Annotated in this window: 12 protein-coding genes; all 12 read left to right on the top strand. The window is 29.6% G+C overall.

Annotated elements, in window-relative coordinates; all coding sequences use genetic code 11:
• Positions 1-722: 3-deoxy-7-phosphoheptulonate synthase (gene aroF / locus BMW96_RS06075; protein ID WP_092353527.1), on the top strand; the 722-nt coding region annotated here is incomplete at its 5' end.
• Positions 723-745: 23 nt separating this feature from the next.
• Positions 746-1804, top strand: a complete 1059-nt coding sequence (aroB, locus tag BMW96_RS06080; RefSeq protein WP_092353529.1) for a 3-dehydroquinate synthase — start codon at positions 746-748, stop codon at positions 1802-1804.
• Position 1805: 1 nt separating this feature from the next.
• The gene (aroA, locus tag BMW96_RS06085) at positions 1806-3086 is read left to right on the top strand and encodes a 3-phosphoshikimate 1-carboxyvinyltransferase (RefSeq protein WP_092353531.1); all 1281 of its coding nucleotides are present in this window, start codon (positions 1806-1808) and stop codon (positions 3084-3086) included.
• Complete coding sequence (gene aroC, locus BMW96_RS06090; RefSeq protein WP_092353533.1) at positions 3064-4131, top strand: chorismate synthase; 1068 nt, start codon at positions 3064-3066, stop codon at positions 4129-4131. The genes aroA and aroC overlap by 23 nt, the downstream gene beginning before the upstream one ends.
• Positions 4132-4133: 2 nt before the next feature.
• Positions 4134-5252, top strand: a complete 1119-nt coding sequence (gene pheA / locus BMW96_RS06095; protein ID WP_092353535.1) for a prephenate dehydratase — start codon at positions 4134-4136, stop codon at positions 5250-5252.
• A gap of 9 nt (positions 5253-5261) precedes the next feature.
• The gene (locus tag BMW96_RS06100; protein ID WP_092353537.1) at positions 5262-5753 is read left to right on the top strand and encodes a shikimate kinase; all 492 of its coding nucleotides are present in this window, start codon (positions 5262-5264) and stop codon (positions 5751-5753) included.
• Positions 5754-5855: 102 nt separating this feature from the next.
• A complete protein-coding gene (locus tag BMW96_RS06105) occupies positions 5856-6266 on the top strand; it encodes a GNAT family N-acetyltransferase (RefSeq protein WP_092353539.1) in 411 nt (136 codons plus the stop codon).
• Positions 6267-6269: 3 nt separating this feature from the next.
• Positions 6270-7400: an exonuclease SbcCD subunit D gene (locus BMW96_RS06110; RefSeq protein WP_092353541.1), complete on the top strand. Its 1131-nt coding sequence runs from the start codon at positions 6270-6272 to the stop codon at positions 7398-7400.
• On the top strand, positions 7390-10422 hold the full coding sequence (locus BMW96_RS06115; RefSeq protein WP_092353543.1) for an AAA family ATPase: 3033 nt from the start codon (positions 7390-7392) through the stop codon (positions 10420-10422). The genes BMW96_RS06110 and BMW96_RS06115 overlap by 11 nt, the downstream gene beginning before the upstream one ends.
• A 53-nt stretch (positions 10423-10475) precedes the next feature.
• Positions 10476-11915: a proline--tRNA ligase gene (gene proS, locus BMW96_RS06120; RefSeq protein ID WP_092353545.1), complete on the top strand. Its 1440-nt coding sequence runs from the start codon at positions 10476-10478 to the stop codon at positions 11913-11915.
• Between the two features lie 107 nt (positions 11916-12022).
• Positions 12023-12451 carry a MarR family winged helix-turn-helix transcriptional regulator gene (locus tag BMW96_RS06125; protein WP_092353547.1) on the top strand — a complete coding sequence of 143 codons (429 nt, stop codon included), beginning with the start codon at positions 12023-12025 and terminating at the stop codon, positions 12449-12451.
• Positions 12444-13793 (top strand): MATE family efflux transporter, encoded by a 1350-nt coding sequence (locus tag BMW96_RS06130; RefSeq protein ID WP_092353549.1) that lies wholly within the window; start codon positions 12444-12446, stop codon positions 13791-13793. The genes BMW96_RS06125 and BMW96_RS06130 overlap by 8 nt, the downstream gene beginning before the upstream one ends.
• Positions 13794-13804: the final 11 nt, after the last annotated feature.

Consider the following 13804-nt stretch of genomic DNA (forward strand, 5'->3'; position numbering starts at 1 on the left):
CAGGTCCGTGTTCAGTTGAAAGCAAGGAACAGGTAATTGAAATTGCCAAAGCTGCTAAAGCTGCTGGTGCTAATATTTTAAGAGGCGGGGCTTTCAAGCCAAGAACTTCACCATATGCATTCCAGGGGATGGGATCATCTGGACTGGATATTTTAGTAGCAGCAAAGGAGGCGACAGGACTGCCAATCTGTTCGGAATTGATGGATGTACAGTATCTGGATGAATTTAATGAAAAAGTGGATTTGATTCAGATAGGAGCAAGAAATATGCAAAACTTTGATCTGTTGAAAAAAGTAGGAGCAGGAACAAAGAAACCGATTCTGTTGAAAAGAGGATTAAGTGCAACATTTGAAGAATGGATAATGTCAGCAGAATATATAATGGCAAATGGTAACCCAAATGTGATATTATGTGAAAGAGGGATAAGAACATTTGAGACATATACAAGAAATACATTAGACCTGCAGGCGATACCAGTGGTGAAAAAGCTGACACATTTGCCAATAGTAATAGATCCAAGTCATGCAGGAGGAAAATGGTGGCTGGTAGAACCGATGGCAAAGGCATCAGTAGCAGGAGGAGCAGATGGACTGATGATAGAAGTGCATAATAATCCAGAAAAAGCATTATGTGATGGACCACAGTCATTAAGACCAGAAAGATATGAAGAGTTATTGAAACAAATCAGTAAAATTGCTGAAGTTGTTGGTAAAAAAGTATAGTTAATTTAGGAGGAAATATAACGATGGAAATGACAGTTGCATTAGAGGATAATAGTTATCCTATTTATATCGAAAAAGGGATTTTAGCTCAAAGTGATAAGTATATAAAGAAGGTTTATCAGGGAAATAAAATTATGATCATATCTGATGATCAAGTGTATAGCTATTATGGAGAGCTTTTAACTAATGTCTTAAATAAAGAGTTTATCGTAGAACATGTAATTGTTCCTCATGGTGAACAATCTAAGCGGTTTGATATATTACCATCGTTATATAAAGCTTTATTAGATTTTAAATTAACTAGAACTGATTTAATTGTTGCTTTAGGTGGTGGTGTAATTGGTGATTTAGCTGGATTTGTTGCGGCAACTTATTTAAGGGGAGTAAAGCTGGTGCAAATACCAACATCTTTGTTAGCTCAGGTTGATTCATCAGTTGGAGGAAAAGTAGCTGTAGATTTGCCAGAAGGTAAAAATCTTGTAGGGGCTTTTTATCATCCTAAGATGGTTTTAATTGATCCTGAAACATTAAGAACATTACCTAAACGATTTGTTAATGATGGAATGGGAGAAGTGATTAAATACGGTTGTATCAAAGATAAAGGATTATTTGATAAAATAAATAGCTATCAAGGTTTTGATGAATTATATCAGGATATTGATGAGATTATTTATCGTTGTGTTGATATTAAACGTGATGTAGTAGAGCGTGATCAATTTGATTTTGGAGACCGTTTATTATTAAATTTTGGTCATACTTTAGGTCATGCGATTGAACAGTATTATCAATATCAAAAATATTCACATGGAGAAGCAGTGGCTATTGGTATGGTTCAGCTGACAAAAATAGCTGAAGAAAAGGGGTTATCACCAATGGCGACTAGTGATATAATCAAAGATATTTGTACTAAATATGATCTGCCTACTTATAGTGATGTAAAGACAAGTGATTTAATAGGCGCTATTAGCCTTGATAAGAAAAATATCAATAGAAAGTTATCATTAGTATTGTTAAAAGAGATTGGAAGTAGTTATGTTTATCAAAGTGATCTTTCGTTAATTAAAATAAAGGATAGGGTTTAAAATGACAGCAGTAAAAATAACACCAACTAAATTAAAAGGGATAGTTCAGGTACCGCCTTCAAAATCATTAGCTCATCGAGCTATTATTTGTGCTAGCTTGGCTAAAGGAGTAAGTCGAATTGATAATATTGAATATTCAAAGGATATTCAAGCGACTATTAAAGCAATGAAGTCTTTAGGTACTAAAATTGAAGAGTTTGAAAATTATTTAATTATTGATGGAACTACTACTTTTACAAAACAAAATAGTGAAATAGATTGTGAGGAGTCAGGTTCAACTCTTAGATTCATGATTCCAATTTCAATTGTTGAAGAAAATAAAGTTCATTTTGTTGGTCGAGGTAATTTAGGGAAAAGACCATTAGATACTTTTTATGAAATTTTTGAGCGTCAAAATATCGGATATATGTATAAAAAAGATGTTTTAGACTTATATGTAATTGGGAAGTTAAAACCAGATCATTATATTATTCCTGGAAATATCTCATCTCAGTTTATAACAGGATTATTATTTGCTTTACCATTATTGAAAGGAGATTCAATAATTGAGATAACTTCAACTTTGGAATCTAAAGGATATATTGATTTAACATTACAAATGCTAAGTCAATATGGAATCAAGATTATAAATAATGATTATAAAAGTTTTGTTGTGATGGGAAATCAAGAGTACCAGGCTCACGATTATCGAGTAGAGGCTGATTTTTCACAAGCTGCTTTTTATTTAGTTGCAGGAGCAATTGGAAATGATGTTGTTTTAACTGATTTGAATCTTAATTCTTTACAAGGAGATAAAGCAACTTTAAGCATTTTAGAGGCAATGGGGGCTAAGATTAATGTTGTTAGTGATGGGATAAAAGTGACAGGAGAAAACTTATCTGCGACCCAAGTTGATGCAAGTCAGTGTCCTGATGTTATTCCTGTTGTTTCTGTAGCTTTAGCTTTAGCTCAAGGGAAAAGTGAAGTCATAAATGCAAAACGATTACGAATCAAAGAATGTGATCGAATAATTGCAACAAGTTCACAGCTTAATGAATTAGGAGGATCAGTTGTAGAATTATCTGATAGTATGACAATTAGAGGAGTAAGTGAGTTTGTTGGTGGGAATTGTTCAAGTTTTGCTGATCATCGAATTGCAATGATGTTAGCAATTGCTACAACAAGATGTAATCAGTCTGTCATTATTGATAATATGGAGTGTGTCGAAAAATCTTATCCAAGCTTTTGGGAAGATTATCAATCATTAGGAGGAATTATTGATGTCATCAACATGGAAGAATAATATTGAAATTACTATTTTTGGGGAATCACATGGTAAGGCTATTGGTGTGGTTTTAGGTAATCTTCCTAGTGGGATCAAAATTGATATGGATGAAGTGGCTAAAGAGATGAAACGCCGAGCTCCAGGACAAAATAAGATGTCAACTGCTAGAAAAGAGGCAGATAATGTTGAAATAATGAGTGGTCTTCAAGATAACATTACAACTGGGGCACCATTATGTGGAATGATTTATAATAGTGATCAGCACTCAAAAGATTACTCTCTTTTGAAAGAGAAAATGCGTCCAGGACATAGTGATTATCCTGCTTTTGTTAAATATAAAGGATTTAATGATGTACGTGGTGGAGGTCATTTTTCTGGGCGAATAACAGCACCAATTGTTTTTGCTGGAGCGATTGCAAAACAAATTTTAGCTAAAAAAGGTATTTATATTGGTGGCCATATTTTAAGTATTAAAGATAAATATGATGAGTATTTTGATATGCGTCTTTCTAAAGATACTTTAAATTATTTAGCTGGTCAAAAATATCCAGTTTTAAATCGGGATATTTATGAACCATTTATAGAAATTATTGATAATGCTAGGATGAATCAAGATTCGGTTGGAGGCAAGATAGAATGTGCAGTAATTGGTTTAGAACCAGGACTGGGAGAACCTTTCTTTGATTCAATTGAAAGTCATTTATCAAGTTTGTTATTTTCAATTCCAGCCGTAAAATCTGTTTCTTTTGGAAATGATAAGATTAGTGAAATGTATGGCAGTGAAGCTAATGATTGTTATTATTATGATGGTGATAAGATAAAAACTAAGACAAATAATAATGGTGGTATTACTGGAGGAATTAGTAATGGAATGCCGATTGTTTTTAATGTTGGAATTAAGCCAACGCCATCTATTTCTAAGTGTCAGGAGACAATAGATATAAAAAATCATTTAAATACAACATTAGAAATTCATGGACGTCATGATCCATGTATTGTTTTTAGAGCAGTAGTTGTAGTAGAGGCCATAGCAGCTCTAACAATTCTTGATTTAGTGAGGTAAATATGAAAGACTTAGAACAGTGTCGTAAAGAAATTGATGAAATTGATCAGCAGTTAATTAGACTCTTTGAACAAAGAATGAAAGTTAGTAAAGATGTAGTAACTTATAAATTAGCTCATGATATGGAGATATTTCAGCCACAGCGAGAAAAGGCAGTGATTAAAAAAAATGCTGATCGTGTCGTTGATAAAGAATTAGTTGAATATGCTTGTGATTTTATTCAAGATGTGATGGATATAGGGAAAAGTTATCAAGCTACTTTTATCCCATCAAAAGATAGTTATAAATTAGCTAAATCAAAAATTGAAGATATTAAAGTTGGTTATGCAGGAGTACCTGGGGCTTTTGCTCATCAAGCTTTACATGAATATTTTGGAGATGTTAAAAATGTTAATTATGAACATTTTCAAGATGTTTATGAGGCATTAAAAAATGATGAAATTGATTATGGAATCGTTCCTTTAGAAAATTCTTCAACTGGTGCAATAAATGATAACTATGATTTAGTAAGGGATTATGATTTTTATATTGTTGGTGAACATAGTGTAAATATCACACAACATCTTTTAGGAATTAAAGGAACTAGTCTAGAAGAAATTAAATATGTGTATAGTCATCCCCAAGGAATTCAACAGTCATCTAAGTTTCTTAAACAATTTCCAGATATTAGACCTCAAAGTTTCTCTAATACAGCAGCAGCAGCTAAATTTGTAAGTGAAAATAAAAATAAACAGTTTGCTGCGATTGCATCAAAAATAGCAGCTGATTTATATGATTTGGAAGTAATAAAAGAAAATATTCATAATCAGGAAACTAATAATACTCGTTTCATTATCTTTGGAAAACAGCTGGAGGATCATGAAAAAACTGATCGAGTTAGTATAGTTTTTACATTGCAGCATAAAGCAGGAGCACTTTATTCAATTTTAAAAGTAATTAAAGATCATCAGATAAATCTATCACGAATTGAATCACGTCCTTTAAAGGATAAACATTGGCAGTATTATTTCTATATCGATTTTGAAGGAAGTTTACATGATGATAATGTTAAATTAGCATTGGAACAATTAAAAACAAATTGTTTAACTTTAAGAGTGTTAGGAAACTATCGTCATGCATAAGGAGTTTAAATGAAAAATATTGTTTTGATTGGGATTATGGGTTGTGGGAAAACAACAATTGCAAAGTTATTAGCAGATAAATTACAGCGTCCTGTTATTGATACTGATGAGTATATTGTAGAAAAGTATCAACAAACTATTCAAGAAATGTTTGAGGTTAGTGAGGAATATTTTAGAAATAAGGAAACAGAAGCTTGTAAAGATATTGCGAGATTAGATGGTCATATTGTTTCAACAGGTGGAGGAGTTGTTTTAAATAGCTTAAATATTGATTATTTAAAGCAAAATGGAATTATTATTTATATTGATCGTCCGATTGATAATATCTTAATAGATGTTGAAACATCTACTAGACCATTATTAAAAGAAGGACCGCAAAAGCTATTTGATTTAAAAAAACAGCGACATCAGTCATATTTAGATGCATGTGATGTTCATCTTATGAATAATGATACAATCGAAAATATTATTGATAAAATAATCGAGCTAATTAATAAATGAGTTACAGTTTTAAACTAGTAACTTATTTTTTATACCAGCATAAATTCAAAGATTAGTAAAAACCGCAATATATTTATGTTATAATATTGCAAGGTGATTAAAGTGAAATTGATTAAACAAGAATATGTAAATACTAGTCTACCTAAGGGGTGGAAACCATATTATATTTTTTTAATAGTTGTAGATGATATAGAGGTAGGAAAAATTGTATTACGTGAAGGAACACGCAAGGAACGTTATTATGATGGTCATATTGGTTATAATATCGAGTTAAAATATCGGGGACATCATTATGCTTATCAGGCAACAAAATTACTAATAAAAGAGGCAGTATTGCTAGGTTTTGATGAATTGATTATTACATGTTCGCCAGATAATTTAGCTTCTAAAAAAACAATTTTAAAATTAAAAGCTGAGTATCTTGAAACAGTATTGATTCCAATAGCATTGAGAAAAGATTTTGCAACAGATGAATTGGAAAAAGAAGTTTATTTGATTAAATTACGGAGGTAAATAATGAGATTTGTTCATATTAGTGATATTCATTTAGGAAAATTACTTTTTCAACAAAATTTATTAGAGATTCAGGCTGATTTATTAGCACAAATAACAAAATATTTAGTTGAAAATAAAATAAATGTTTTAATTATGGCAGGCGATATATATGATCGTAGTGTTCCTAGTAATGAAGCAATAGATGTGTTAAATGATTTCTTATCTTTGTTGATTTTAAAACATAAAATAAAGGTTTTAATGATTGCTGGCAATCATGATAGTCCAACACGATTAAGTTTTGCAAGCGGTTTATTAAAACAGGAGGGACTGTACATTGAAGCTTATCCTCAAAAAGAGATGAAACCGATTGTAATTGATGGAGTTAATTTTTATTTACTGCCTTTTTTTAAACCTTCTTATTTGCGGTATTTATATAATGATGAGAGTATTGTTAGTTACCAGGATGCTTTTAAAAGCTATTTGAGTAGACAAAAGATTAATTATGATGAAACTAATGTTTTAATAACACATCAATTTATCGGTGGCAATCAAGATATTATTTGTAGTGAAAGTGAGTCTGTTTTAAGTGTTGGGGGAAGCGAAATGATTGATGTTTCACTAGTAAAACAATTTGATTATGTTGCTCTTGGTCATATTCATGCTCCGCAAAAAGTTTTATATGATACGATTCGTTATAGTGGGAGTTTAATGCATTATTCTTTTGATGAAATAAAACATGAAAAAAGTATTGTAGATGTTACAATAGCTGATAAAGATATATCATTTGAATTGATTAAATTAAGACCACGACAAAACTTAATTAAGTTATCAGGATCATTTGATGAGATAATGGAACATTATGAGAGTAATAATAGTGATTTTGTAGCAATTGAACTGTTAGATACAATGATAGTTCCAAATGCAATAGATTATTTACGAACCAAATATGAAAATGTATTACAAATAACATATCCTAATTTAACCAATTTACAATTAAAAAATAATACTAAAGCAGATATAGGTTTTGAAAAATTATCTTCAGTAGAATTATTTGAACAGTTTTATCAAAAGATAAAAGGGGTAGCAATTAATAATCAAGCTAAAAAAATAATTGCCGAAATAATGAAAGGAGCAAATGATCATGGTGCCTAATACACTTATTATTTCAGCATTTGGACCATATCGTAATACTATTAAAATAGATTTTGAGCAATTCAAACAAGATGGTTTATTTTTAATTACTGGACCAACTGGTTCTGGTAAAACGATGATTTTTGATGCAATAACTTTTGCTTTATATGGAGTTTCTAGTGGTAGCGAAAGAAGTAGCGAACACTTTCGTTGTGATAGTGCTGATATTAGTGTTGCTACATATGTTGAATTGGATTTTTTGTTACATAATGATCATTATATAATAAGGCGTTCTCCTAAATATTTTATTGAAGGTAGAAAAACTCCTAAAATGCCAACAGCTATATTAACTTTACCAAATAAAAAAATAGTAGATGGCCTAAAAGAAGTTAATGCGAAGATAAAAGAAATTCTAGGTATTGATGAAAAACAATTTAAGCAAATTGCAATGATTGCTCAAGGAGAATTTACCAAACTTATTTATGCAGGTAGTGAAGAACGTGAAAAGGTTTTAAGAAACTTATTTAAGACAAATGATCTAGTTTATTTAGAGGAACAATTAAAAGAAAAGGTTAAAGAGTATCGAAATAAATATGATTTGTTATTTAGTCAGAGGAATTTATTAGAAGCTAGTTTAGAGTTAAATGATCAGGAACTTGATTATCAAACATATTTAAATGAACTTAAAATTAAATTATCTAGTGATGAATTAGTTTATCAAAATATGGATAATGAGTATAATCAAGTTAGTCAGCAATTGAATATTACGAATTTAAATAATCAAAGAATCAAACAATTAGAGAGTCTTCAAGCTAAATTAGAAAACTACTTAAATAATCAAGAATATTATCATAGTCTAAAAGAAACTATTATTCTATTAAAAAAGGCTTTAGAGATTCAAAAAGATTACCAGGAAGTAAAAAAGATTCAAAGTAAAATAGATGAATTATTAATATTAAATGGACATAACAAAGAAAAATTATCTTGTACAGAACAAGAATTAAATTATGTTAAAGCTGATTATCTAAAAATAGATGAGTACCAAAATAAAAGAAATAATTTATTATTACAATTACAGAAGAATAAAGAATTAAAAGAAACTTTTAAAGATTTTCAAAAAGATTTAGCAAACCAAACAAATTTAATTAAACAAATAAAAAGAATTAAAAGTAAATTAGTTGGTTTAGAAGATAAACAACACAAATATCAAAAATTAATCGAAAGTGATAGTAGTAGTATTTCAAAATTAGATAAATTAAAAAGTGATTATGAGTTAATTAACCAGGAGTATCAAAAGGTGCATCATCATAAATTAGAATTACATAAATTGAGTGATGATTATGATAAATTACTATTAGCAGAAGATCAGGGTTATGATTTAAAGGATGAGTATCAGAAATTAGAAGATATATATTTAAAAGAAAAACATCATTATGATTCAATTGAACATCGCTATCGTTTAAGTCAAGCAGGAATATTAGCACGTGATCTTAAAGATAATCAGCCTTGTCCTGTATGTGGTTCTTATCAGCATCCCCGTTTAGCAAATTTAGATAAAGATATTATTTATCAGGAAGATTTAAAAAAAGCTAAACAAGACTTTGATAAATGTTGTGAGCAGCGTAATGAACTTTATCGAGCTTTAATTTTGAAACAACAGGAAATCTCAATTTTAAAAACACAATTAGAAAATGATTCTAAACGTTTAAATATTAATGAAGAATTAGATAAAGAGGTTTTTATTAAAGTATTAGGGACAGTTAATATTGAAGAAAATATTTTACTTAAACAGGCTAAAGAATTAGATAATGAGATAATTTATTTAAATAAATTAAAGACAACTTTAGATAATCATTGTAAAGATTTAGAATTAGTTGAAAAAGAAATTGCAGACTATAACTATACACTTAACAATTATAATGATCAATTGAATCAATTTATGGGTAAAATCAAGCCATTAGAATATTTAAAACAATTAACAGAGTTACAAATTGATCAAAAGATTTATGATAATGAAAAAGAATTAAAGGATTTAGAATTGTTGATAGTTAAGATTGAAAATGATTATCGTGATTTGAAAGAAAAAACAATTCAAATTGAAACAAATGTTGAATTAATATCTAAGCAGTTAGTAGAAGAACAAAATAACTATCAAGATAAATTAAAAGTTTATCTTAATAAACTTGGACAATCATTTAGTGATGAAAAAACTTTTATAAATTTATTACCACAAATCAATATGGTTAATAAAAAAGAAAAAGAATATAATGATTATTTGATTGTTACAGCAACTTTACAAAACCAGATTAGTGAATTAAAAGAAGAATTGGCAGATATAAAGTATGTTGATATATCAATTTTAAAAGAATCTACTAAAAAGTTAAAAATAGAATTAGAGGAATTACAAGATTCATTGAATAAGCAAAAAGCTAAGTTAATAACAGTCACAAATACAATTAATAATATTAGAGAAATTGATAAACAATTAAATGATAGTTATGATATATATCAACAGTATCTGGATTTAAGTGAAATAACAACTGGTAAAAATGAGTATCGTATTTCATTTGAACGGTATGTATTGGCTGCTTATTTTGAAAATATCTTAGCTTATTCAAATATTTTATTAAAAAGAATGTCATTAGGTAGATATCAATTATATCGTCGTGATAATCGTTCTAAAGGTTCTTCAAAACAGGGATTAGAATTAGATGTACTGGATTTAGAGAGTGGAATGCTCAGAGATGTAAAGACTTTATCTGGTGGTGAATCGTTTAAAGCAGCATTATCATTAGCTTTGGGGTTATCTAAAATGATTCAAAGTTTTGCTGGGGGAATAGAACTTAATACATTGTTTATTGATGAGGGATTTGGCTCTTTAGATAGTCAATCACTTGATCAAGCAATTGACTGTTTGATGGATATCCAGCAGGATGGTAAATTAATTGGTATTATTTCACATGTTAGTGAATTGAAAGAGCGAATTGATCATAGGATTGTTCTTTCTAGAGTAAATAAAGAAACATATATTTCTATTGAATAATGTTAATAGAAATAGTAAAATATACAAAGATTATAATGAAATGAGGAGAAATAATGGCAAATAATAAAAAAAATGATGCGATATGTGCAATGGAAGATGACTTTGCTCAGTGGTATACAGATGTATGTCGTAAAGCAGAATTGATGGATTATAGTGGGGTAAAGGGATTTATAATTTATCGCCCATATAGTTATGCAATGTGGGAAGCAATCCAACAATATATGGATAAGCGTTTTAAAGAAACAGGACATGAAAATGTTTATATGCCGATGCTAATTCCACAATCATTATTACAAAAAGAATCAGATCATGTTGAAGGATTTGCACCTGAATGTGCAATTGTAACTAAAGGTGGATTAGATAATTTAGAAGAAAACTTAATTATTCGTCCAACTTCAGAAACTTTATTTTGTGAACATTATGCAAAAGTTGTTAATTCTTATCGTGATTTACCAAAGTTATATAATCAGTGGTGTTCAGTTGTTCGTTGGGAAAAAACAACTCGTCCATTTTTAAGAGGATCAGAATTTTTATGGCAGGAAGGGCATACTGTTCATGCTAGTGAAGAAGAAGCTCGAGCAGAAACATTACAAATGCTGGAGATTTATGAAGAAACTGCTAAAAATTTATTAGCAATTCCAATGGTAACTGGTCGTAAAACAGAACGAGAAAAATTTGCAGGAGCTGAAATTACATATACGATTGAGGCTTTGATGCATGATGGTAAAGCTTTACAATCAGGAACTAGTCACTATTTTGGTCAAGGCTTTGCAAAAGCTTTTGATATGAAGTTTTTATCTAAAGAAAATAAATTAGAATATGTTTACCAAACTTCTTGGGGGGTATCGACTCGTTTATTAGGTGCGATTATTATGGTTCATGGTGATAATAATGGTTTGGTTTTACCACCACGAGTAGCTCCGATTCAAGTTATGATTATTCCAATCCAGCAACAAAAAGATGGTGTTTTAGATAAAGCTTATGAATTAGAACAAAGATTAAAGGCAGCAGGAATCAAAGTAAAAGTTGATGCTGGTGATAAATCACCAGGATGGAAATTTTCAGAAGCAGAAATGCGTGGTATTCCATTAAGACTTGAAATTGGACCTAAAGATATTGCTAATGATGCTTGCGTTATTGCTAAAAGAAATGATGGAAATAAAGATACATATTCATTGGATGAAAATCTTGAAACTACAGTTAAAGAGTTGTTAGATACGATTCATGAGGAAATGTATCAAAAAGCTTTAAAACATCGTAATGAAAATATTCGCAAGGCTAATAACTATGATGAGTTTAAAAACATCATTGAAACAAAAGGCGGATATGTCAAGATGATGTGGTGTGGTGATGAAGCATGTGAAGTTAAGATCAAAGAGGATACTAGTGCGACTAGTCGCTGTATTAAAGAAGACGAAGAGCCATTTGGTGATGTATGTCCAATCTGTGGTAAACCAGCAAAGAAAGTTGTATATTTTGCTAAAGCATATTAATATTAGACAGTTTAGATTTAATCTAAGCTGTTTTTATTTTTACAACAGTTGACATATCAATTAATATGCATATAATAGTTGATATATCAACTATTGGAGGTGGCGATATGGAACGAATGGGAAAGATTATTAATCGTTTAGCAACGTTAAATAGGAATGATAGTAATCAAAGATTAAAAGAATATAATTTAACAGGTAATGAGGGGGCTATTTTAATGATTTTAAAAAAGAATTCTGAAATTTATCAAGAAGATATTATTAAGGAATTACAAGTAGATAAAAGTGCAGTGACTAGACTTTTACAAAATATGGTGAGTAAAAACTTAGTTAAGCGAATTCAATCACCTGATGATAAGCGTTATTATTTAATAGCTATAACAAAGCAGGGATTAGAAAAGCAAAAACTAGTTGATAATGTATTTAGTAAAAAAGATAGAGATATAGTTGCTGGTTTATCTAAAAATGAGCAGATAGAGTTAAGAAGAATGTTAGATATTATAAAATATAATTTAGAAGGAGGTAAAATTAGTGAATGATGAAAGAATGGAAACTAAGGGAATTTTACCTTTATTAGTAGAGTTTAGTGTTCCAGCGATAATTGGAATGCTAGTAAATGCAATCTATAATGTAGTCGATCGAATGTTTATTGGTAATGCTCCTAACCTGGGGGCAGTTGGAATCGCAGGAATCACAATTAGTTATCCGATTACTTTAGTATTGATGGCTATTTCACTGATGGTTGGTGTCGGTGGAGCAACACGTTTTAGTATTTCATTAGGTAAAAAAGAGAAAGAAAAGGCTTGTATTTATCAAGGTAATGCAATTATTTTAACTATTATATTTGGATTGCTTTTTACAATTTTTGGAAATATTTTTATCAATCCTATATTAAAAATATTAGGTGCTAGTAACACAGTAATGCCATATGCAAGTGATTATTTATCAATTGTGTTATTTGGAGCAGTTTTTCAGTGTATAGCGATGTGTGGAAATAATTTTTCAAGAGCTCAAGGGAATCCAAAAAATGCAATGATTTCACAGTTAATTGGAGCTGGCTTCAATATTTTATTTGATTATATATTAATTATGCAATTACATATGGGAATGCAAGGAGCGGCAATTGCTACAATTGGTGGGCAATTTTTAAGTATGATCTGGCAGTTATTTTATTTGTGTTCTAATCGCTCATTAATTAAATTAGACATTGAACATTTAAAACTAAAATATGATTATGCATTAGATATTATTAAAACAGGGATTCCAGCATTTTTAATGCAAATGGCTAATAGTGTTTTAAATTTTATTTTAAATAGTACATTGGGTAGATATGGTGGCGATATAGCTATTTCTGCTGTTGGCATTATTACTAGTTTTCAGACAATATGTCAAATGCCTTTAACAGGATTGATGCAAGGTCAGCAGCCATTGATTAGTTATAATTTTGGGGCAGGTAAAGATAATAGGGTCAAAGAAACTTTAAAATATGCGATTATTGGGGGAACTATTATTGCAACTACTGGTTTTTTGGCAGTAGAATTATTTCCAGAGACTATTATTAGAATGTTTAATAGTGAAATAGAAGTGGTAAGATTAGGAACAAAAGCGATAAGAATCTGGTTTATTTGTTTACCTTTATTAGGTGCTCAAATTATGGCAGCTAATTATTTTCAATGTATAGGTAAAATTAAAGTGGCTAGTATATTGAATTTATTAAGACAAGTAATTATTTTAATTCCAATGATTTTGCTTTTATCTATGATTATTGGTTTAGATGGTGTTTTTGTTGCAGTGCCAATTGCTGATTTTAGTGCGTTTGTAATTACTGTTTATTTGTTTAGTAAAGCAATTAAAAAATTATCTAAAGTAGTATATAATTAAATATTTATAAA

This window comes from Thomasclavelia cocleata (assembly GCF_900102365.1).
In the GTDB taxonomy this organism is placed as follows: Bacteria; Bacillota_I; Bacilli_A; order Erysipelotrichales; family Coprobacillaceae; genus Thomasclavelia; species Thomasclavelia cocleata.